The 20,805-nt window shown below is 72.1% G+C and carries 18 protein-coding genes; 9 read left to right on the top strand and 9 right to left on the bottom strand.

Annotation, left to right across the window (positions count from 1 at the left end):
- Positions 1–122: 122 nt before the first annotated feature.
- The 4 genes from egtA to egtD are packed head-to-tail and all read left to right on the top strand — an operon-like array spanning position 123 to position 4,631.
- Positions 123–1,511, top strand: a complete 1,389-nt coding sequence (egtA, locus tag KV381_RS33800; RefSeq protein WP_030622867.1) for an ergothioneine biosynthesis glutamate--cysteine ligase EgtA — start codon at positions 123–125, stop codon at positions 1,509–1,511.
- Entirely contained in the window at positions 1,508–2,917 is a 1,410-nt protein-coding gene (gene egtB, locus KV381_RS33795; protein WP_030622868.1) for an ergothioneine biosynthesis protein EgtB, read from the top strand. Before egtA ends, egtB begins: the two co-directional genes overlap by 4 nt.
- Positions 2,917–3,672 carry an ergothioneine biosynthesis protein EgtC gene (egtC, locus tag KV381_RS33790; RefSeq protein ID WP_218786994.1) on the top strand — a complete coding sequence of 252 codons (756 nt, stop codon included), beginning with the start codon at positions 2,917–2,919 and terminating at the stop codon, positions 3,670–3,672. Before egtB ends, egtC begins: the two co-directional genes overlap by 1 nt.
- Positions 3,669–4,631 carry an L-histidine N(alpha)-methyltransferase gene (gene egtD / locus KV381_RS33785; protein ID WP_030081626.1) on the top strand — a complete coding sequence of 321 codons (963 nt, stop codon included), beginning with the start codon at positions 3,669–3,671 and terminating at the stop codon, positions 4,629–4,631. Before egtC ends, egtD begins: the two co-directional genes overlap by 4 nt.
- Here egtD and KV381_RS33780 read toward each other — a convergent pair.
- The 3 genes from KV381_RS33780 to KV381_RS33770 form a co-directional block, all read right to left on the bottom strand.
- Positions 4,574–5,473: a 1-acyl-sn-glycerol-3-phosphate acyltransferase gene (locus KV381_RS33780; protein ID WP_030622871.1), complete on the bottom strand. Its 900-nt coding sequence runs from the start codon at positions 5,471–5,473 to the stop codon at positions 4,574–4,576. The genes egtD and KV381_RS33780 overlap by 58 nt on opposite strands.
- A complete protein-coding gene (locus KV381_RS33775) occupies positions 5,470–6,315 on the bottom strand; it encodes a GNAT family N-acetyltransferase (RefSeq protein ID WP_218786993.1) in 846 nt (281 codons plus the stop codon). The genes KV381_RS33780 and KV381_RS33775 overlap by 4 nt, the downstream gene beginning before the upstream one ends.
- Positions 6,316–6,683: 368 nt before the next feature.
- A complete protein-coding gene (locus KV381_RS33770; RefSeq protein ID WP_030081620.1) occupies positions 6,684–7,940 on the bottom strand; it encodes an extracellular solute-binding protein in 1,257 nt (418 codons plus the stop codon).
- A gap of 203 nt (positions 7,941–8,143) precedes the next feature.
- Between KV381_RS33770 and KV381_RS33765 the strand changes: the two genes are divergently transcribed.
- Complete coding sequence (locus tag KV381_RS33765; protein WP_030081618.1) at positions 8,144–8,359, top strand: dodecin; 216 nt, start codon at positions 8,144–8,146, stop codon at positions 8,357–8,359.
- Positions 8,360–8,377: 18 nt separating this feature from the next.
- On the opposite strand, the gene KV381_RS33760 is transcribed toward KV381_RS33765, so the two are convergent.
- Positions 8,378–8,866 (bottom strand): hypothetical protein, encoded by a 489-nt coding sequence (locus KV381_RS33760; RefSeq protein ID WP_098026502.1) that lies wholly within the window; start codon positions 8,864–8,866, stop codon positions 8,378–8,380.
- A gap of 77 nt (positions 8,867–8,943) precedes the next feature.
- On the opposite strand from KV381_RS33760, the gene KV381_RS33755 reads away from it, so the two are divergent.
- The 3 genes from KV381_RS33755 (at position 8,944) to uvrA (ending at position 12,991) form a co-directional block, all read left to right on the top strand.
- Entirely contained in the window at positions 8,944–9,975 is a 1,032-nt protein-coding gene (locus KV381_RS33755) for an MsnO8 family LLM class oxidoreductase (protein WP_030081614.1), read from the top strand.
- A gap of 40 nt (positions 9,976–10,015) precedes the next feature.
- Positions 10,016–10,450, top strand: coding sequence for a nuclear transport factor 2 family protein (locus KV381_RS33750; protein ID WP_030622878.1), 435 nt, complete (start codon positions 10,016–10,018; stop codon positions 10,448–10,450).
- A 102-nt stretch (positions 10,451–10,552) separates the two neighbouring features.
- Positions 10,553–12,991, top strand: coding sequence for an excinuclease ABC subunit UvrA (gene uvrA / locus KV381_RS33745; RefSeq protein ID WP_218786992.1), 2,439 nt, complete (start codon positions 10,553–10,555; stop codon positions 12,989–12,991).
- 74 nt (positions 12,992–13,065) lie between these two features.
- Here the strand turns inward: uvrA and KV381_RS33740 are convergent, their stop codons facing one another.
- Genes KV381_RS33740 through KV381_RS33730 form a run of 3 tightly spaced genes read right to left on the bottom strand, consistent with a single transcriptional unit; the run spans position 13,066 to position 16,464 of the window.
- Complete coding sequence (locus KV381_RS33740; RefSeq protein WP_030081608.1) at positions 13,066–13,812, bottom strand: succinate dehydrogenase/fumarate reductase iron-sulfur subunit; 747 nt, start codon at positions 13,810–13,812, stop codon at positions 13,066–13,068.
- Positions 13,809–15,758: a fumarate reductase/succinate dehydrogenase flavoprotein subunit gene (locus tag KV381_RS33735; protein ID WP_086779305.1), complete on the bottom strand. Its 1,950-nt coding sequence runs from the start codon at positions 15,756–15,758 to the stop codon at positions 13,809–13,811. The genes KV381_RS33740 and KV381_RS33735 overlap by 4 nt, the downstream gene beginning before the upstream one ends.
- A gap of 1 nt (position 15,759) precedes the next feature.
- Positions 15,760–16,464: a succinate dehydrogenase cytochrome b subunit gene (locus KV381_RS33730; RefSeq protein ID WP_078611157.1), complete on the bottom strand. Its 705-nt coding sequence runs from the start codon at positions 16,462–16,464 to the stop codon at positions 15,760–15,762.
- Between the two features lie 97 nt (positions 16,465–16,561).
- Here KV381_RS33730 and KV381_RS33725 point away from each other — a divergent pair, with 97 nt between their 5' ends.
- Positions 16,562–17,458 (top strand): LysR family transcriptional regulator, encoded by an 897-nt coding sequence (locus KV381_RS33725; RefSeq protein WP_030081602.1) that lies wholly within the window; start codon positions 16,562–16,564, stop codon positions 17,456–17,458.
- A gap of 139 nt (positions 17,459–17,597) precedes the next feature.
- On the opposite strand, the gene KV381_RS33720 is transcribed toward KV381_RS33725, so the two are convergent.
- Entirely contained in the window at positions 17,598–19,772 is a 2,175-nt protein-coding gene (locus KV381_RS33720) for a bifunctional diguanylate cyclase/phosphodiesterase (RefSeq protein WP_030081600.1), read from the bottom strand.
- The gene (locus tag KV381_RS33715; RefSeq protein ID WP_030081598.1) at positions 19,769–20,587 is read right to left on the bottom strand and encodes an SAM-dependent methyltransferase; all 819 of its coding nucleotides are present in this window, start codon (positions 20,585–20,587) and stop codon (positions 19,769–19,771) included. The genes KV381_RS33720 and KV381_RS33715 overlap by 4 nt, the downstream gene beginning before the upstream one ends.
- Positions 20,588–20,805: the final 218 nt, after the last annotated feature.

Raw genomic sequence — 20,805 nt, 5'->3', positions numbered from 1 at the left:
CGGGGCATGCTGACGGGGAACGCGGCCTGGGCGCAACCGGATTTTCTTGGCCCGGGGGCACCCTTGTGCGATCTCCGGGTACGGGTTTGGCTGGTAGGTACGCAGCTGCGAAGGAGGCCCTCATGGGCTTGGACATTCCCGGCGCGACCGGCTCGCGCCCGGACGCCGCCCCCCTCGACGAGAGCGGGGCAGAGGATTTACTGCGCGGCATATGTTTCAAGACGGGTCCTCCCCGAACGGTCGGGGTGGAACTCGAATGGCTCATCCACGACCGGGAACATCCGCACCTTCCGGTCGGCCAGGAGCGCCTCGACAGCGCCGTAGAGGCGGTCCGCGCGCTGCCGCTGAGCGCCGCGCTGACGTTCGAGCCCGGTGGCCAGCTGGAGCTCAGTTCGCAGCCGGCCGGCTCGTTGACGGAGTGCGTCGAGACGACCGCGGCCGATCTGGCGGCGGTCCGTGCCACGCTCGGCGCGGCCGGGCTGGCGCCGGTCGGGCTCGGCGTCGACCCGTGGCAGTCGCCGCGCCGCCGGCTGCGCGAGCCCCGTTACGACGCGATGGAGGCCGCGCTGGACCGCGCGGGGCCGGCCGGGCGGGCGATGATGTGCACCTCCGCGTCGGTCCAGGTGTGTCTGGACGCGGGCGAGGAGGAGCCGGGGCCGCTCGGTTTCGGACGGCGCTGGCAGCTCGCGCATCTGCTGGGCGCGGTGCTGGTGGCGGCGTTCGCGAACTCGCCGTTCCAGCGGGGCCGCCGGACCGGCTGGCGCTCCACCCGGCAGTCGCTGTGGGCCGACCTCGATCCGGGCCGGACGCTCGCTCCGGGCTCCGGGCGCGCCCCGCGCGAGGCGTGGGCCGCGCATGTGCTGGACACCACCGTGCTGTGCATCCGGTGCGAGGACGGTCCGTGGGACGTGCCGGAGGGACTCACCTTCCGCGAGTGGATCCGCACCGGGTCGCCGCGCCCTCCGGTACAGGCGGATCTCGACTACCACCTCACCACGCTGTTCCCGCCCGTCCGGCCGCGTGGCCATCTGGAGCTGCGCATGATCGACGCGCAGAGCGGGCCCGACGGGTGGCTGGTGCCGCTCGCCGTCGCCACGGCCCTGTTCGACGATCCGGAGGCCGCCGAGACCGTGTACCGCACCGTGAAGCCGCTGGCCGAGACGGCGGGCGCACCGGCCGCACCGCGCAATCCGCTGTGGACGGCGGCCGCCCGCGACGGCCTCGCGGATCCGGAGCTGCGGGCCGCGGCCACCGTCTGCTTCGGGGCGGCGCTGCCCGCGCTGGAGCGGATGGGCGCGAGCCGGGCGGTGCGCGACACCGTGGCCGCCTTCACCGACCGCTATGTCGCCCGGGGCCGATGTCCGGCCGACGACCTGCCCGATCCGGACGCCCTCACCGATCTCGGCCTGCTGACCGGTTCGAGCATGCCGGTGGGGCCCGACGTGCACGAGGGCCCGCTCCCCGGCCGGCCGACGATCCCGCCGCATCCCGGAAAGGCGGCCTCCGCATGACCGAGCACCGTGAAGACGCCGAGCGCCGCGAGCTCTCCGACGCTTTCGATCCGGCGCAGGCCTCCGGCCCCGCCGCCACCGGTTTCCCCGTCGCTCCCGGCATCGACCCCGAGGCCCTGCGGCGACGTGCCCTCGACGCGCTGCTGGCCGCGCGCGACCGCACCGCGCTGCTCACCGACAGTGTCGACGACGGTGAACTCACCGCCCAGCACTCTCCGTTGATGTCGCCGCTGGTCTGGGACCTGGCACACATCGGCAATCAGGAGGAGCAGTGGCTGCTGCGGGCGGTCGGCGGCCGGGAGGCGCTGCGGCCGGAGATCGACGGGCTGTACAACGCCTTCGAGCACTCGCGCGCCTCGCGTCCCACCCTGCCGCTGCTGGCCCCCGCCGAGGCACGGACGTACGCCTCCGACGTACGGGGGCGGGCGCTGGACCTGCTGGAGAGCGCACCGCTGCACGAGGGCGGACGCCCGCTGGAGCGTGCCGGGTTCGCCTTCGGCATGATCGCCCAGCACGAACAGCAGCACGACGAGACGATGCTGATCACCCATCAGCTGCGGTCGGGCCCGGCAGCGCTCACCGCTCCCGCCCCGCCCGCGCCCGACGACGCCGGGACGCTCCCGGACGAAGTCCTGGTCCCCGGCGGCCCGTTCACCATGGGGACCTCCGCCGAGCCGTGGGCCCTGGACAACGAACGGCCCGCGCACCGGCGCGAGGTGGCGGCGTTCCACCTGGACACCTCACCGGTCACCTGTGGCGCGTACCGCCGCTTCATCGAGGACGGCGGATACGGGGACGCCCGCTGGTGGGCGCCCGAGGGCTGGGCCATGATCCGGGAACACGACCTGGAGGCACCGCTGTTCTGGCGCCGGGACGCGGGGCAGTGGCTGCGCCGGCGGTTCGGGGTGACCGAGCCGGTGCCGGACGACGAACCGGTGCTCCACGTCAGCTGGTACGAGGCGGACGCGTACGCCCGCTGGGCGGGGCGGCGGCTGCCCACGGAGAGCGAGTGGGAGAAGGCCGCCCGGCACGATCCGGCCTCCGGCCGCTCCCGGCGCTACCCGTGGGGCGATGAGGATCCGACGCCGGAGCGGGCCAATCTGGGGCAGCGCCATCTGCGCCCGGCGCGGGCCGGGGCGTATCCGCAGGGGCGTTCGCCCTCCGGGGCGGGGCAGTTGATCGGCGATGTCTGGGAGTGGACCGCCAGCGACTTCCTGCCCTACCCGGGATTCGTGGCGTTTCCCTACCGCGAGTACTCGGAGGTCTTCTTCGGCCCCGGGCACAAGGTGCTGCGGGGCGGCTCGTTCGCCGTGGACCAGGTCGCCTGCCGGGGCACGTTCCGCAACTGGGACCTTCCGGTGCGGCGGCAGATCTTCTCCGGCTTCCGCACGGCGAGGGATGCCTGATGTGCCGTCATATCGCCTATGTGGGCGAGCCGGTGGCGCTCGGCGAGCTTCTGCTGCGACCCTCGCACTCCTTGGTCCGGCAGTCCTGGGCGCCGCGCCGACAGCGCTACGGCACGGTCAACGCGGACGGTTTCGGCGTCGGTTGGTACGCGGACGGCGACCCGGCGCCCGGACGCTACCGCCGCCAGGGCCCCGTCTGGGGCGACGAGACCTTCGCCGATCTGGCCCGGGTGGTCCGCAGCACCGCGCTGCTGGCCGCCGTACGCGACGCCACCGAGGCGGGGGCGGACGGGGAGGCCGCGGCCGCGCCGTACGCCGCCGGGAGGCTGCTGTTCAGCCACAACGGGGCGGTGAAGGGCTGGCCCGGATCGCTCGGCCCGCTCGCCGCCGCCCTGCCCGCCGAGAAGCTGCTGTCGCTGGCCGCCCGTAACGACTCGGCGCTCGTCTGGGCGCTGATCCGGCACCGGACCGACGCCGGGGACGATGTGCCGCGCGCCGTCGCGGAGACCGTCCGCGAGGTCGCGGCCGCCGCGCCCGGCTCCCGGCTGAATCTGCTCCTCACCGACGGGGAGACGATCACGGCGACCGCCTGGGGCGACACCCTCTGGTACCTCACCACTCCGGGCCGCCGCACCGCGGTCGCCTCGGAGCCCTACGACGACGACCCGCTCTGGCGCGAGGTCCCCGACCGCACCCTGCTGGTCGCGACCGCCTCGGACGTCCTGCTCACCCCGCTCAAGGAGCCCACCGCGTGAGTCCCTTCCTGCTGACCCGCACCCTGCCGGTGGACGCGACGGACGCGGCGCTGCGCGCCGACGTCCTCAACGGCCTGACCCGGCACCCCAAGACGCTGCCGCCGAAGTGGTTCTACGACGCCCGCGGCAGCGAGCTGTTCGAGGAGATCACCCGGCTGCCGGAGTACTACCCGACCCGCGCGGAGCGGGAGATCCTGGAGGCGCGTGCCGAGGAGATCGCGGCGGCCTCGGGGGCCCGGACCGTGATCGAGCTGGGCTCGGGGTCGTCCGAGAAGACCCGCCATCTGCTGGACGCCCTCCCGGAGTTGCACAGCTACGTACCGGTGGACGTGAGCGAGAGCGCACTGACCGGCGCGGCCGAGTCGCTGCTAGCCGAGCGCCCCGAGCTGTCCGTCCACGCGCTGATCGCGGACTTCACCGGCGGTCTGGCGCTGCCGGGGACGCCGGGGCCGCGGCTCGTGGTGTTCCTGGGCGGCACGATCGGCAATCTGCTGCCGGAGGAGCGGGCGGCGTTCCTGCGGTCGGTGCGCTCGCTGCTCTCGCCCGGGGACGCGCTGCTGCTGGGCACGGATCTGGTGAAGGAGGAGGAGACGCTGGTGGCCGCGTACGACGACGCGGCCGGGGTGACGGCGGCCTTCAACAAGAACGTCCTGAACGTCGTCAACCGTGAGCTGGGGGCCGATTTCCCGCTCGCCGAGTTCGAGCATCGCGCGGTGTGGAATCCGGCGGACCGGTGGATCGAGATGCGGCTGCGGGCCCGTCGGGCGCTGAGCGTCAAGATCCGCGAGCTGGACCTCGTGGTGCCGTTCGAGGCCGGTGAGGAGCTGCGTACGGAGGTGTCGGCGAAGTTCCGTCAGGAGGACGTCCGCGAGGAGCTGGCCGCCGCCGGTATGCGGCTGGCTCAGTGGTGGACGGATGCGGCGGGGCGGTTCGCCCTGTCGCTGGCCACGGCGGTCTGACGGGGCCGCAGCGGATCCTCGGGTCCGAGGACGGCCGCTCGCGCCCTGCGGGCCAGGGCACGGCGGCCGTCCTCGCCGGGTACGGGGACCGGCGCGAGGACGTCGACCCGGGCGGTGAGCCCGGCCGCGCGCACCACACGCCAGAGCGAGGCGGCGAGCGGATCGTCCCCGACGAACGCCACGGCTCCGGCGGCCTGCCCCCTCGCGTCGGCGGCGGTGGCGGTGGGCCGGGTGGCGCGGTAGGCGATGCGGACCGGCCGGACCGTCGCGCCGGCGTCGATCGCCGCCTGGAACACGGCGGGCCGGAACGCGCCGCCGCCCCGCCCGCACCAGGTGCTGCCCTCGGGGAAGACCACGACCCGGGAGCCGGAGCGCAGGGCCGCCGTGACGGTCCGTACCGCGGCGGGCAGGGTGCGCAGCCGGTCGCGGTCGATGAACAGGGTGCCGCCGAGCGCGGCGAGCGGGCCGAGCAGCGGCCAGTGCCGGATCTCGCGCTTGGCGAGCATCCGGCCGGGCAGCACGGAGGCGATCAGCGGGATGTCGAGCCAGGAGATGTGGTTGGCGACGACGAGTTCGCCGCCGGCGGCGGGTTCCGGCGCGTGCCGCCGGACCGTGACGCGTACGCCGAAGGCCCGGGGAACCGCCCGCGCCCAGCGCCGGACCAGCCGCTCCCGGCGGGTGGCCCCGAGCAGCCGGACCAGCGGCACGCAGGCCACCCCGAGCAGGACCAGGGTGCAGCCGGTCAGCAGCAGGAGCGCGGCGGGCAGCGGGGCGCGTACGGCTCCCGCGTGCCGGGCACAGCCGTCCGGGGTGCACGGGGCGACGGGCAGCCAGGTGCTCATGCCAGCGGGGCCAGGGAGAGGAAGTGGCGCAGGTAGCGCGGGTCCGTGCGGCGCAGCGAGAGCAGCACGTACAGGTCGGCGACGTTGAAGTCGGGGTCGTACGCGGGGGCTCCGCAGATCTGGGCGCCGAGCCGGAGGTAGCCGCGCAGCAGGGGCGGGAGGTCCGCCCGGGAGCCGGCTTCCGGGCCGTGCGCGGAGGAGTCCCAGAGGCGGTGCGGGGTGACCCAGTACTCCTGCGGAGCGAGGTGTCCCGCGCGTACGGTGTTCCAGCTGCGGGCGGCCTGTGCGCCGCCGTCGGCCAGCGGGAGGGAGCAGCAGCCCGCGATCCAGGTGTGGCCGGTGCGCTCCATGTAGCGGGCGAGTCCGGCCCAGACGAGGGCGATGACCGCACCGTCGCGGTGGGCGGGGTGGACACAGGAGCGGCCGACCTCGACGAGGTCGTCGCGGATCGGGGCGAGCCGGGTGAGGTCGAACTCGCTCTCCGCGTAGAGGCGTCCGGCGGCACGGGCCCGGTCCGGCGGCAGCAGCCGGTAGGTGGCGACGACCTCTCCGGTGGCGGTCTCGCGGACCAGCAGGTGGTCGCAGTAGGCGTCGAACGCGTCGCTGTCCAGGCCGGGTTCGGGCCCGTCCAGGCGGGCTCCGAGCTCCCCGGCGAACACCAGGTGGCGCAGGCGCTGGGCCGCGCGTATGTCTTCCTGGCAGGTGGCGAGCGAGACCCGGTAGGCCGGTTCCGGCGCGGCGGCCGGACCGGGGGCCGCGGAACGGGCGGGGATGGTGGCGGGGGCCGGAACGGATGCGGCGGGGGCGGTGGCGGGGAGCGGGGCGACGGGCAGCACGGTCATGGCGGTCTCCGGGGACGGAAGCGGCAGGGTCGCTGCCGGGGCGTCGCGGGAGTGCGACGGCCCGGCCCCTTACTTCTTCCGTCGCCGGCTGGATTCGACGTGACCGCTGTGGGGAGCGGGGATGTGCGACGGCTGAATCCCCAGGGCCGCCCGGCCCCGGGGAGCCGCCGGACCGGGGCAGCCGAGCCTGGGGCCGCCGTCGGCCCGGGGCCGCCGAACCTCTGCGCGGCGTGCACCGGGACGCGGCGCCGCCGGGGCCGCCGTGCCTGCACCGGGCCACCGGGCCTTCGCGGGGCGTGCGCCGAGCCTCGCGGGGCGTGCGCCGGGACGCGGTGCCGCCGCGTCCCCGGCCCGCCGTCCGGGAGGGGTCAGCCGCTGCCGGTGAGCATGGCGGTGATCCGCTCGGAGGCGGCCTTGGCCTCACGGGCCGGGTCGCCGCCCTCCAGCACGGCCGTCATGTAGGGCTTGATCGGGTTCTCCGCCTCGACCCGGGCCCACTGGGACGAGTTGGGGGTGGCGCGGCCCCGGGTGGCGCCTTCCGCCATCGCCGCGGTGCCCTCGTCGCCCTCGATGACATGGGCGAGGCTCGGCTTGTTGGGCACGTAGCTCATGCCCCGGGCGAGCTCCGTCTGCCATTTCTCGCTCGCCAGCGCCTTGACGACGGCGATGCCGGCGCTGCGCTCGTCGGCGTTCTTCGGGACGATGAGGTCGGAGCCGCCGGTGAATACCGAGCCGGGGGCTTTCGCGGTCTTACCGGGAATGGGGAAGTAGCCGAGTTTTCCCTTGAGTTCGGGATTCTTCTGCTCGATGAGCGCGGCGCTGCCCGGCACCGAGATGATCTGCGCGACGTCGCCCTTGGCGAATACGTCGGTCTGCGGGGGCTTCTCCTCGTCGGCGTCCGTCGGGCCGTCGCCGAGCGCCTGGAGTTTCTGGTAGAACTCCATGCCCGCCAGGGCCTCCGGAGTGTCCAGGGCGCCCTGCCAGTCGCCGCCGTTCTCGTCGGCGAGCTCGCCGCCCTCGTCCCAGATGAATCCGGCGAGTACGTACCAGTTCTGACCGGCCAGGTAAATGCCTTGGTTCCCGGCGCTGTTGAGCTTCTCGGAGTCGGCGATCCACTCGGCGCGCGTCTTCGGGACGGAGTCGATGCCCGCCTTCTCGAAGATCTCCTTGTTGTAGATCACCACGCGGTTGGCCGCGTACCAGGGGATGCCGTACTGCACGCCGTTGATGCTGCCGGGCTGGGCCAGACCGGGCAGCCAGTCCTCGCTGCCCAGGTCGCGCATCGACTCCAGGGTCAGATCGCGCAGGCCGCCGCTCTCCGCGTACTGCGCGACCTGCGTGTTCCCGACCTCGATCACGTCCGGGGCGTCGTCTCCCTCCAGTGCGGAGATGACCTTGGGGCCGATACCGCTCCACTCCTGGATCTTGAAGTCCAGCTCGATCGAGGGGTTCTCCTCCTCGTACGAGCGGGTGAACTTGTCCAGGAAGCCGGGCGAGACGCTGTCCTTCATCAGCCAGATCGTCACCGTGCGGTCACCGCTGCCCGAGCCCGATATGTAGCCGCATCCGCCGAGGGCGACGGTTGAGACAAGCGCGATGGCTCCGGCCAGTATGCGGTTCTTCACGTGGTCACCTTCTGCGAAACGGCACGACGAAATCGGGACCCGGTGTGGGGGGATTGCGGGCGGCGCTCGCACGGGTGGTTGGCTGAATTTTGGTATGGACCAATCAGTAGGTCAAGGCGGGCGCCCGTCCCGATGCGCCCCACCCGCCCCCTCGCGGGACCTCACGGATTGGGGCAACGTGGTCACAGGAAAGGAGACAAACAATGGCGAACCACACCTATCGGGTCACCGAGATCGTAGGAACCTCCGAGGAGGGCATCGACGCGGCGATCCGGAACGGCGTCGCAAGAGCGGCGGAAACGTTGCACAATCTCGATTGGTTCGAGATTAATCAAGTTCGTGGCCATATCGAAGATGGCCGAATCGCGCACTATCAGGTCGGCCTGAAGGTGGGCTTCAGGCTCGACGAAAACACCTGATCCGCTTGATCGACCTGATCAGGTGCGCCCCTCGCGTTCCTGCGCGTCCTTCAGCGCCTCCGACGGGTCGGCCCAGCGGGCCCGCACCACGGTAAATCCGGCCACTTCGGCCGCATCGCAGACCAACGCGTCGTCGTCCACGAGCATGCGCACCTGCCCCGTCCGCCCCAGCCGCCGGAGGATGTCCAGCTTCGTCCGGCGTGCGGGGCGCCGGTCGTCGTTGCGCCGCATGAACAGCGTGCCCTCGGGCAGCCCCTGACGGCTCAGCCAGCGCACGGTGTCACGACGGCACCGCTCGGGCCGGCCGGTCAGATAGACGATCTCGCACTCCTCGGCGCTCGCGAGGACCATCCGTACGCCCTCCGGGAGCGGCGGGTCGGCCGGGGCCGCGGCGAAGAATCCGGCCCAGTCGCGTGTGGCGCCCTCCAGGAAGTGCTGCCGGTGGGCGGTGTCGGCAAGGGTGCCGTCCAGGTCGAAAACGGCCAGCGGCCGTGCGTCGTCGTTCACTCCCCCAGCTTAGGAAGCAGTTCGAAGCACCTCGGGAATCCCTGCGGACCGAGCGCGTTGAACAGAGCGTGAGCTCTGTGATCGCCTCGACCCGCTTCTCCGTCCTGGACCGCTCGCGCACCCGTGAGGGGCACGACGCGCCCCGGGCGCTGCGCGACACCGTCGACCTGGCGCGGGAGGCGGAGGCGCTCGGCTTCCACCGCTTCTGGGTCTCCGAGCACCACGGTGTGCCCGGGGTCGCGGGGTCCGCGCCGACGGTGCTGGCGGCCGCCGTCGCCGCCGCGACCTCCACCATCCGGGTCGGCACCGGCGGGGTGATGCTGCCCAACCACCGGCCGCTGGTCGTCGCCGAGCAGTTCGGGGTGCTCGCCTCGCTCTTCCCCGGCCGGATCGACATGGGGCTCGGCCGCTCCGTGGGGTTCACCGACGGCGTGCGCCGGGCGCTCGGCCACGGCAAGGAGGACGCCGAGGACTTCCCCGGACGGCTCACCGAACTGCTCGGCTGGATCGACGGCACGCAACAGGCCCACCCCCGGGTCCACGCCCATCCGGCGGAGGGCCTGCACATCCCCGCGTACGTCCTGGCGATCGGGGAGGGCGCGGCCGTCGCCGCGGCCGCCGGGCTCCCGCTCGTCATCGGCGATCTGCGCGGCCGGGAGAAGGTGCTGCGCGCGATCGAGGTCTACCGCCGCGACTTCCGCCCCTCCGCGCGCGCCGAGCGGCCCGAGGTGATCGTCGCGGGCTCGGTGGCCGTCGCCGGCACCGAGGAGGCGGCCCGCCGGCTGCTCGTACCGGAGGCGTGGGCCATGGCCTACTCCCGTACGCACGGGGACTTTCCGCCGCTGGCCCCGGCCGAACGCGTCGAGGCCCTCACCATGACGGCCAAGGAGCGGAGGCTGTACGAGCAGGGGCTCGACGGCCATGTCCACGGCACCGAGGACCAGGTGGCCGAGCAATTGGAGAAGGCGATCACGGAGACCGGGGCGGACGAGGTGCTCGTCACCACCAGCACGTACGACCGCGAGGCGCTGACGGACTCGCTGCGGCGGCTCGCCCGGATCGCCCGGATCGACGAGCGGGTGCGGCAACGAGGCCTCGACGTCCGATAACCGCCGGACCCGGCCACGAGGAGCGGGAACGCTGGGAGGCATGACCCACTCACCGACGACGGATTCCCGGGCGGTCCTCACCGCCATGTACACAGCCGAAGCCCGCTATCTGGCGGCCGGCGGACCCGGCACCGCCTCTTTCGACCTCCTCGCGCCCTGCTTCGCGCCCGACGTGGTCCTGCACCAGGCGGCCGCGCTCCCGTACGGCGGGGTCTGGCGCGGACACCGGGGGATGGAGCGGTTCTTCCTGGCGATGAGCGACATCTGGGCCATGTTCGAGCTGGTGGAGCAAGACTTCCTGGCCACCGGTGAAATCTCGGTGGTGCACACGATCGTCCGCGCCAGGTCCCGGGCAACCAGGCGGGAGCTGACATTCCCCGTCCTCCAGACCCTCACCGTCCGGGACGGCCTGATCTCCGAGATGCGGCCGTTCTACTGGGACACCGACGCGGTCGTCCGCGCCTGCGCCCCGTGAGGCACGCCGCCGGATCCCGGGCGGCCTCCGTCGGCGCCGACGCCTAGAATCGAACTGTTTGTCCCAAGGCGTCAGAACCCCACCCGTACGGAGCCGAGCCCCATGCCCTCCCCCCACGATCCGTACGTCCGCGTGCGCGGCGCCCGCGAGCACAACCTCAAGGACGTCCAGGTCGACATCCCGCGCGACACCCTGACGGTCTTCACGGGCGTGTCGGGCTCGGGGAAGTCCTCGCTGGCCTTCGGGACGCTCTACGCGGAGGCCCAGCGCCGCTACTTCGAGTCCGTCGCGCCGTACGCGCGGCGGCTGATCCATCAGGTGGGCGCACCGGCGGTCGGGGAGATCACCGGGCTGCCGCCCGCCGTCTCGCTGGAGCAGCGGCGCTCCGCGCCGGGGGCCCGGTCGTCCGTCGGGACGGTCACCACCCTCTCCAACTCGCTGCGGATGCTCTTCTCCCGGGCCGGGGACTATCCACCGGGGGCCGAGCGGCTGGACTCCGACTCCTTCTCCCCCAACACCGCCGTCGGCGCGTGCCCGGAGTGCCACGGGCTGGGGCGGATCCACCGGACGGACGAGGAGCTGCTGGTCCCGGACCCGGCGTTGTCGATCCGGGACGGGGCGATCGCCGCGTGGCCGGGGGCCTGGCAGGGCAAGAATCTGCGGGATGTGCTGGACGCGCTGGGGTACGACGTCGACCGGCCGTGGCGGGAGCTGGATCCGAAGGACCGCGAGTGGATCCTGTTCACCGACGAGCAGCCGGTGGTGACGGTCCATCCGGTACGGGACGCCGGCCGGATCCAACGCCCGTACCAGGGTACGTACATGAGCGCGCGCCGCTATGTGCTGCACACCTTCGCCGACACCAAGAGCCGTTCCCTGCGGGCGAAGGCGGAGCGTTTCCTGACCAGTGCCCCGTGTCCGGTGTGCGGTGGGAGCCGGCTGCGGGCCGAGGCGATGGCGGTGACCTTCGCCGGGCGGACCATCGCGGAGCTGGCCGGGCTGCCGCTGTCCGATCTGGCCGAGGTGCTGTCGGGTGCCGGGGCCGGCGGTGCGGGCGCGGGCGGTGAGGAGACGGCCCGGGTGCTGACGGGCGATCTGCTGGCGCGGATCGGGACGGTGACGGAGCTGGGGCTCGGCTATCTGAGCCTGGACCGGACGGCCCCGACCCTGTCCTCCGGTGAGCTGCAACGGCTGCGGCTGGCCACGCAGTTGCGGTCGGGACTGTTCGGCGTGGTCTATGTGCTGGACGAGCCGTCGGCCGGGCTGCACCCGGCGGACACCGAGGCGCTGCTCGGGGTGCTGGGGCGGCTGAAGGAGGCCGGGAACTCGGTCTTCGTGGTGGAGCACCAGATGGATGTGGTGCGGCGGGCGGACTGGCTGGTGGACGTGGGCCCGCTGGCCGGGGAGCACGGCGGGCGGGTGCTGCACAGCGGACCGCCGGAAGGGCTCGCCCAGGTCCCGGAGTCGGCGACGCGCCGCTTCCTGTTCCCGGAGGGCGGACAGGGGGCCGGGCCGGTACGCCGGGCGCGTACGCCGTCCGGGTGGCTCCGGCTCGGCGGTGTGGAGCGGCACAATGTGCGGGGCGTCGACGCGGCGTTCCCGCTCGGGGTGTTCACGGCGGTGACCGGGGTGTCCGGCTCGGGCAAGTCGACCCTGGTCGGCCAGGTGCTCGCCGGAGTGCTGGCGGACCGGCAGGCGGGCGAGGAGCCCGGTGTGGCCGAGCGGTACTGCGCGGAGGCCACCGGCCTGGAGGCGGTGGACCGGCTCGTCCAGGTCGACCAGAAGCCCATCGGCCGGACGCCCCGGTCCAATCTGGCCACGTACACCGGCCTGTTCGACGCGGTACGCAAGCTCTTCGCGCGGACGGAGAAGGCGCGGGAGCGCGGCTACGGCGCGGGGCGGTTCTCGTTCAACGTGAGCGGCGGGCGGTGCGAGACCTGCCAGGGCGAGGGCTTCGTCTCGGTGGAGCTGCTGTTCCTCCCGAGCACCTACGCGCCCTGCCCGGACTGTCACGGTGCGCGCTACAACCCGGAGACGCTGGAGGTCACCCTCGACGGTCTGACGATCGCTCAGGCCCTGGACCTCACCGTGGAGTCGGCGGCCTCGTTCTTCGCCGGGACGCCGGCCGCCGAGCGTGCGCTGACCACTTTGCTGGACGTCGGGCTCGGATATCTGCGGCTCGGCCAGCCCGCCACGGAGCTGTCCGGCGGCGAGGCGCAGCGCATCAAGCTGGCGGCCGAGCTCCAGCGCACCCGGCGCGGGCACACGCTGTATCTGCTGGACGAGCCGACGACGGGGCTGCATCCGGCCGATGTGGAGGTGTTGATGCGGCAGTTGCACGCGCTGGTCGACGGCGGGAGCACGGTGGTGGTCGTGGAGCACGACATGGCCGTGGTGGCGGGCGCGGACCATGTCATCGACCTGGGGCCCGAGGGCGGGGACCGGGGCGGGCGGATCGTGGCGACCGGCACTCCGGCGGAGGTGGCGCGTGCCGCCGCGAGCCGCACGGCGCCGTATCTGGCCAAGGCACTGCGGCGCTAGGGCGCAGGGGGCGCTGCGGAGCTGATCCCGTACCGCTCCCGGGAGTTCGGAGCCGTACGGGATCAACTCCTCCGTCAGCGGCGGACTTTACGGGTGGCCCGCAGCCACTCCTTGTTCATCGCGGCGATCGAGGGCAGCGGGATGCCCTTGGGGCAGGCCGTGGCGCACTCGCCTGCCAGGGTGCAACCGCCGAACCCCTCGTCGTCCATCTGGGCCACCATGTCCAGGACGCGGGTCTCGCGTTCGGGGGCGCCCTGCGGCAGGACGCCCAGGTGGTTGACCTTCGCCGAGGTGAACAGCATCGCCGAGCCGTTCGGGCAGGCGGCGACGCAGGCTCCGCAGCCGATGCACTCGGCGTGCTCGAAGGCGAAGTCGGCGTCCGGCTTGGGCACCGGGGTGGCGTGGGCGTCCGGGGCGGTGCCGGTGGGGGCGGAGATGTAGCCGCCGGACTGGATGATCCGGTCGAAGGAGGAGCGGTCGACGACCAGGTCCTTGATGACCGGGAAGGCGGAGGCCCGCCAGGGCTCGATGTCGATCGTGTCGCCGTCGGCGAAGGACCGCATGTGGAGCTGGCAGGTGGTGGTGCGCTCCGGGCCATGGGCGTCGCCGTTGATGACGAGGCTGCACGCGCCGCAGATGCCCTCGCGGCAGTCGTGGTCGAAGGCGACGGGCTCGTCCCCGGCGAGGGTGAGTTCCTCGTTGAGGGTGTCGAGCATCTCCAGGAACGACATGTCGGCGGAGATGTTGTCGACTTCGTAGGTGGCCATGGCGCCGGGCTCTTCGGCGTTGCGCTGACGCCAGACGCGCAGGGTGAGCTTCATGCGTAGCTCCGCTGGGTGGGGTGGACGTACTCGAAGACGAGGTCTTCCTTGTGCAGGACGGGGGCGCCGCCGGTGACGGTGAACTCCCAGGCGGCGGCGTAGGAGAACTCCTCGTCGCGCCGTTCGGCCTCGCCGTCCGGGGTCTGGGACTCCTCGCGGAAGTGGCCGCCGCAGGACTCGGCGCGGTGCAGTGCGTCGAGGCACATGAGCTCGGCGAGCTCCAGGTAGTCGACGATGCGATTCGCCCTCTCCAGCGACTGGTTGAACTGTTCGCCGGTGCCGGGGACCTTGATCCGCCGCCAGAACTCCTCGCGGATCTCCGGGATTCTGGCGAGCGCCTTGCGCAGACCGTCCTCGGTGCGCGCCATCCCGCAGTACTCCCACATGAGTTCACCGATCTCCCGGTGGAAGGAGTCGGGGGTGCGGTCGCCGTCGACGGAGAGCAGCAGGTTGATGCGGTCCTCGGTCTCCGCCACCACCTCGGCGACGGCGGGGTGTTCGGCGTCGACGTCCTCGGTGTGCGGGTTGCGGGCGAGGTAGTCGTTGATGGTGGAGGGCAGGACGAAGTAGCCGTCGGCGAGGCCCTGCATCAGGGCGGAGGCCCCGAGCCGGTTGGCCCCGTGGTCGGAGAAGTTGGCCTCGCCGATGGCGAAGAGGCCCGGGATGGTGGTCTGGAGGTCGTAGTCGACCCAGAGGCCGCCCATCGTGTAGTGCACGGCGGGGTAGATCCGCATCGGGACCGTGTAGGGGTCCTCGTCGGTGATCCGCTGGTACATGTCGAAGAGGTTGCCGTATTTGGCCTCGACGGCCTTGCGGCCCATGCGCTGGATGGCTTCGGCGAAGTCCAGGTAGACCCCTTGCCCGCCGGGGCCGACGCCGCGCCCCTCGTCGCAGACGTTCTTGGCGGCGCGGGAGGCGATGTCGCGGGGCACCAGGTTCCCGAAGGCGGGGTAGATGCGCTCCAGGTAGTAGTCGCGCTCGTCCTCGGGGATCTGGTTGGCCGGGCGGGTGTCGCCCTCGGCCTTGGGCACCCAGATGCGGCCGTCGTTGCGCAGCGACTCGCTCATCAGCGTCAGCTTGGACTGGTGGTCGCCGGTGCGCGGAATGCAGGTGGGGTGGATCTGGGTGAAGCAGGGGTTGGCCATGTAGGCGCCGCGCCGGTGGGCCCGCCAGATCGCGGTGGCGTTGGAGTTCATGGCGTTGGTCGACAGGTAGAAGACGTTGCCGTAGCCGCCGGTGGCCAGGACGACCGCGTCGGCGAAGTAGGTGTCGATCTTCCCGGTGACGAGGTCGCGGGCGACGATCCCGCGCGCCTTTCCGTCCACCACGATCAGGTCCAGCATCTCGGTACGGGCGTGGAGTTCGACGCCGCCGGTGGCGATCTGCCGGGACAGCGCCTGGTAGGCGCCGAGGAGAAGCTGCTGTCCGGTCTGGCCGCGCGCGTAGAACGTGCGGGAGACCTGGACACCGCCGAAGGAGCGGTTGTCGAGGAGGCCGCCGTACTCGCGGGCGAAGGGCACGCCCTGGGCGACGCACTGGTCGATGATCTCCACCGAGATCTGCGCCAGCCGGTGGACGTTGGACTCCCGGGCGCGGAAGTCACCGCCCTTGACGGTGTCGTAGAAGAGCCGGTGGATGGAGTCGCCGTCGTTGCGGTAGTTCTTCGCCGCGTTGATGCCGCCCTGGGCGGCCACCGAGTGGGCGCGCCGGGGCGAGTCCTGGAAGCAGAACTGGACGACGTGGTAGCCCTGTTCGGCGAGGGTGGCGCCGGCCGCGCCGCCGGCCAGACCGGTGCCGACGACGATGACGGTGTGTTTGCGCCGGTTGGCGGGGTTCACGAGTTTCGCTTGGAAGCGGCGGGTGTCCCAGCGTTCGTTGACGGGGCCCTCGGGGGCCTTGGTGTCGACGGCGGGCTCGCCCGTGCGGTACTGCGTGTAGTCGGGCATGTCAGCTCACCACTCCGGTCATGACGGCGACGGGTACGGAGATGAAGCCCAGGGTCAGCACTGCCGCGAGGAGGTTGGCGAGGGTCTTCAGGATGCGGTCGCGGGTCGCGTTGCCGACGCCCAGGGTCTGCGCGGCGCTCCAGAAGCCGTGCTGGACGTGCAGACCGACGGCGAGCACCGCGACGATGTAGATGACGTTGCCGTACCAGGTCGAGAAGGTGTCGATGACGTTCTGGTACGGGTGCCCGGCCTCGAAGCTGGTGTGGACGGTGCCGGTCGTCAGGTCGAGGATGTGCCAGACGATGAAGAGCGCGAGGATGATCCCGCCCCAGCGCATGGTCCGGGTGGCGTAACTGGCCCGTGGCCTCTTGTGGACGTACTTGGCCGGGCGCGCCTTGATGTCGCGCCGGCTCAGCTGGTACGCGGAGACGCCGTGCAGCACGACGGCGGCGACCAGCCCCACCCGGACGATCCAGAGCGCCCACTCGTAGTGCAGGATCGGTTCACCCATGGTGCGCAGCCAGTGGGCGTAGCCGTCGAACTCACCGGGTCCGAAGAAGATCTTCAGGTTTCCCACCATGTGGGCGACGAGATACCCGAGCATGATCAGACCGCTCACGGCCATGATCGTTTTCTTGCCGACGGTCGAGTCCCAGAGCGTACGCGTCATCGACGGCCGTCGGTCCGTCCGCGTTGCCAATGCCATGAACCTGACGGTAGGGGCGAAGGGTCCGATCAGTCCAAGACATGGCCCGGCTGATCTCCATAGGCACTGGCTATCGACAGAGGTTATCGTCGGGCTCATGCACTTCCAGCAGCTCACCTACTTCGTGGCCGTCGCCGAGGCCCGGCACTTCACCCGGGCCGCCGAGGCGGTGCATGTCTCACAGCCCTCGCTCTCCCAGCAGATCCGCGCGCTGGAGACGGAGTTGGGCGCGGATCTGTTCAGCCGGGCCCGGGGCAACATCGCCCTCACCGACGCGGGCGAGGCGTTGCTGCCGCTGGCCCGGCGGATCCTCGCGGACGCCGAGACGGCTCGGCAGGAGGTCCAGGAGCTGGTCTCGCTGCGCAGCGGCCGGGTGCGGCTGGGGGCGACGCCGAGCCTGTGCACCGGGCTGCTGCCGGATGTGCTGCGGGCCTTCCACGACCGGCATCCGGGGGTGCGGCTGCTGCTGGAGGAGGGCGGCTCGCACGACCTCGTACGTCAGCTGGCGCGCGGAACGCTGGATCTGGCGCTGGTGGTGCTGCCGCTGCCGGCCGCCTCCCCCGCGCTGACCACGGTGGAGCTGCTGCACGAGGACCTGGTGGTGGTGTCCTCGGCGGCGGAGCCGGCGCCGGGGCGGGGCGGCCGGGTCCGGGTCGCGGATCTGGAGGGGGCGCCGCTGGTGATGTTCCGGCACGGGTACAACCTGCGGGAGCTGACGCTCGCCGCCTGCCGCGCGGAGGGCTTCGAGCCCTCGTTCACCGTCGAGGGCGGCGAGATGGACGCGGTGCTCGGTTTCGTCCGGGCGGGGCTCGGCATCGCCGTGGTGCCGAGCATGGCGGCCCGGCGCGCGGGACCCGACCTGCGCAGGACTCCGCTGGCCGGTGCCGGGCTGCGGCGCACGATCGCGCTGGCGCACCGCAGCGACGTGGCCCCGCCCCGGGCCGCGCGGGAACTCCAGCGGATGCTGCTGGAGCACGGCCCGGACACCGGCTGACCGGGCGGCACGCCGGGCGCGACGGGCCGGATACGTACACGTTCCGCCGGGCGGACGGTCCGGCGGACGGCTCACCGGGCGGGCGAACCGCTGTACGCGGTCCGCCGGGCGGCCTGTCCCCGCCCGGCGACGGCGAAGGTCAGACCGCGTCCGCCAGCAGCAGCGAGTGGATGCGGTCCGGGGCCCCGGGGCGGGCGTAGTACCAGCCCTGGGCGGTGTCGCAGCCGAGCCGTCGCAGCTGCTCGGCCTGGGCGCCCGTCTCCACGCCCTCCACCGTGACGGCCAGCTCCAGACTGTGGGCCAGCGACACGATGCCCTCGACGATCTTCAGGTCGACCGGGTCCGCCGGGTGCTGCTGCATGCCCCGGGTGAAGGAACGGTCCAGCTTGAGCACGCTCACCGGCAGCCGCCGCAGGTTCGCCAGGTTCGAGTAGCCGGTGCCGAAGTCGTCGAGCGCGATGTCGACGCCCATCTCCGCGAGCTGCCGCAGCGGCTTGAGGAGGTCGTCGTCGGCCCCGATCAGCGCGGACTCGGTCACCTCCAGGCAGAGCGCTCCCGGCTCCAGACCGGACCGCTCCAGGACATCGACCGTCTCGGCGACCAGGCGCGGGTGGTGCAGCTGGGTCGGCGAGAGGTTGACGTTGATCCGCAGCGGGCCTCCGTCGCTGTGCCGCTCCTGCCAGAAGTTCGCCTGCCGTACGGACTCCTCCAGCACCCAGCGTCCGAGCGGCACGATGAGCCCGGTGTGCTCGGCGAGCGGGATGAACCGGTCGGGGCCGAGCACGCCGTGCTGCGGATGGCACCACCGTACGAGCGCCTCGGCGCCGTGCACGGTGCCGTCGCCCAGGTGCACCAGCGGCTGGTACTCGATGAAGAACTCGCCCCGGTCCAGGGCGGCCGGCAGCGCGGTGGTCAGCCCGTGCCGGGTGATGGCACGCGCGTCGGCCTCCGCGTCGGCGAGCTGGAAGCGGTTGCCGCCCGCCGCCTTGGCCCGGTACATCGTGATGTCGGCGCTGCGCAGCACCTCGGCGGCGCTGCGCTCCCCGGAGGGCCCCTCGACGACGCCGATCGAGCCGCGGACCGTCAGTTCACGGCCGTCGAGGCGGATGGGGGTGGCGAGCGCGTTCAGGATGCGGCCGGCCAGTTCGTCCACCTGGTCGGCGGTGTCCGGTCCGGTGGTGAGGGCGACGAACTCGTCGCCGCCGAGCCGGGCGACCATCTCGCCGGGCGCCGGCGCACAGCTCTGCAGCCGGTCCGCGACCTCGACCAGGAGCCGGTCGCCGGCCGCGTGGCCGAGGCTGTCGTTGATGGCCTTGAAGCCGTCGAGGTCCAGGTAGCAGAGGCCGAAGCGGATGCCTTCCTGAGCGGCGAGGGCCTTCTCCAGACGTTCGAAGAACAGGGTCCGGTTGGGCAGTCCGGTGAGCGCGTCGTGGGTGGCCTCGTAGCGCAGCCGCAGATTCAGCAGCCGCCGCTCGGTGGTGTCCTCCATCAGCGCGAGCTGGTACTCGGGACGCCCTTCGGAGTCCCGCAGCAGCGAAACGGTGAGGTTGGTCCACAGGACGGTGCCGTCGTTGCGGTAGTACGCCTTCTCGACCCGGTAGTGGTCGCGTTCGCCGCGTACCAGCTCGTCGTAGTACTTCCACACCTGCGGCGAGTCCTCGGGGTGGACCCACTCGTTCACCTTGTGGCTGCGGACGTGGTGCTCGAGACCGCCGAACATCTTGGTGAGGGTGTCGTTGATCTCCAGGATGTTGCCGTCCAGGTCGGCGATGCCGATGCCGATGGCCGCGTCCTTGAAGACCGCGCGGAAGCGTGCCTCGGTGGCGTGCAGGGCCTCTTCGGCGTGCGAGCGGGCGGTCAGCGCCGAGCGGGCGATGGCCTCCTGCTCGGCGAGCGTGCGCTCGCGCAGGGCCGACGTGAAGCCGGCGGCCAGCGTGTGCTGGATCCGGGCGCAGCGGGCCCGGCCGTCCTCGGTGGAGAGCGGTTCCGGTCCGTTGCCGCCGCAGTACAGCACGAGGTAGGAGTCGACGACGCCGAGCGTGGAGCTGAGGGCGTCCGGGTCGGTGCAGTGCGCGTCGATCAGGGCCGCGCCGATCCGCTGGGCGGGCGAGGCGTCGAAGGGGCGGGCGTGCAGGATGCCGTTCAGCTCGCGTGCCAGGGGCAGCAGATGCTCTTCGAACTCCGGCCGGGTGAGGGAGGTGGCGGTCAGGGGGAAGATGGCCCGGCTCCAGATCCTGGCGAATCTCCGGAGCCGGCCTTCCGGGCCGTCTGGTTCCGCGTCCGGTTCCCCGGACGCCTGGGCGGGAATGCTCACGCCTTGCGCCCAACCCCTGCGAAGCCCGAGAAGGCGTACGGGTCCTCCTGCTCGGGCGCCTGCGGGTTGTCGGGCCGCCAGGCGGGCATCGACACGAGCCCCGGCTCGACCATCTCGTAGCCCTCGAAGAACTGACCGATCTCCTCGTGCGAGCGCATGATCAGCGGGTTGCGGATGTTCCGGTAGACGCCGACCGTGCCGGCCGCCTCCTCCTTGGGCATCGGGATGCCCTCGTACGAGGCGTGGGTCAGGACGATCAGGCTGCCGGGGGCCAGCCCCTCGCGCAGTTCGGCGACCGCGGCACGCGGGTCGTCGGCGTCCTCGATGAAGTGGAGCACCGCGACGAGCAGCAGGGCCACCGGGCGGTCCAGGTCGAGCAGTCCGGTGACCTGCGGGTTCGCCAGGATCTCCTTGGGGTTGCGCAGGTCGGCGGCGGCGATCACCGCACGGTCGTTGCCCTCCAGCACCGCCTGGCTGTGGGCGACGGCGACCGGGTCGTGGTCGACGTACGCCACCTTGGCCGCGGGGTCGGCGGCCTGGGCGACCTCGTGGACGTTGCCGAAGGTCGGGATGCCGGAGCCGATGTCCAGGAACTGGTCGATGCCCGAGGCGATGGCGTAGCGGACGGCGCGGCGCATAAAGGCTCGATTGGCCTGCATGATCTTGGGAAGGCCCGGGAGGAACTCCATGGCCTTGCGCGCGGCTTCCCGGTCCACCTCGAAATTGTGCGATCCGCCCAGATAGAAGTCGTACATGCGAGACACGCTCGGCACCGAAATGTCAATGCCCTGCGGTGCCCAGGCGGGACGCTCCATCGATGTCTCCAACAAGTCGCCACGGCGATCCGGCCATGTTCATGGTCAGTGTTGACCAGAGGCTACTGATCGACCGCCAAGAGAGCGAGTGGAAACGGAAATTAGCGATCCGTTATTGGTCACACTCCGCTGGCAACAACGGCCGATCCGTCGCTGCGCGTATGCGGACAGCGACGGACCGGCACTCCGGTCACCGTTTCCCGGTGATTCGGGGCTAC

This window comes from Streptomyces sp. WY228 (assembly GCF_019287315.1).
GTDB lineage: Bacteria > Actinomycetota > Actinomycetes > Streptomycetales > Streptomycetaceae > Streptomyces > Streptomyces caviscabies.
This window is presented reverse-complemented; position numbering and strand designations above follow the sequence as displayed.

Bases quoted from the DNA above. Each gene is read 5' to 3' on its own strand.
- egtA (WP_030622867.1), top strand. From the start codon at position 123: ATGGGCTTGGACATTCCCGGCGCGACCGGCTCGCGCCCGGACGCCGCC.
- egtB (WP_030622868.1), top strand. From the start codon at position 1,508: ATGACCGAGCACCGTGAAGACGCCGAGCGCCGCGAGCTCTCCGACGCT.
- egtC (WP_218786994.1), top strand. From the start codon at position 2,917: ATGTGCCGTCATATCGCCTATGTGGGCGAGCCGGTGGCGCTCGGCGAG.
- KV381_RS33780 (WP_030622871.1), bottom strand. From the start codon at position 5,473: ATGAGCACCTGGCTGCCCGTCGCCCCGTGCACCCCGGACGGCTGTGCC.
- KV381_RS33775 (WP_218786993.1), bottom strand. From the start codon at position 6,315: ATGACCGTGCTGCCCGTCGCCCCGCTCCCCGCCACCGCCCCCGCCGCA.
- KV381_RS33765 (WP_030081618.1), top strand. From the start codon at position 8,144: ATGGCGAACCACACCTATCGGGTCACCGAGATCGTAGGAACCTCCGAG.
- KV381_RS33750 (WP_030622878.1), top strand. From the start codon at position 10,016: ATGACCCACTCACCGACGACGGATTCCCGGGCGGTCCTCACCGCCATG.
- uvrA (WP_218786992.1), top strand. From the start codon at position 10,553: ATGCCCTCCCCCCACGATCCGTACGTCCGCGTGCGCGGCGCCCGCGAG.
- KV381_RS33740 (WP_030081608.1), bottom strand. From the start codon at position 13,812: ATGAAGCTCACCCTGCGCGTCTGGCGTCAGCGCAACGCCGAAGAGCCC.
- KV381_RS33735 (WP_086779305.1), bottom strand. From the start codon at position 15,758: ATGCCCGACTACACGCAGTACCGCACGGGCGAGCCCGCCGTCGACACC.
- KV381_RS33730 (WP_078611157.1), bottom strand. From the start codon at position 16,464: ATGGCATTGGCAACGCGGACGGACCGACGGCCGTCGATGACGCGTACG.
- KV381_RS33725 (WP_030081602.1), top strand. From the start codon at position 16,562: ATGCACTTCCAGCAGCTCACCTACTTCGTGGCCGTCGCCGAGGCCCGG.
- KV381_RS33715 (WP_030081598.1), bottom strand. From the start codon at position 20,587: ATGGAGCGTCCCGCCTGGGCACCGCAGGGCATTGACATTTCGGTGCCG.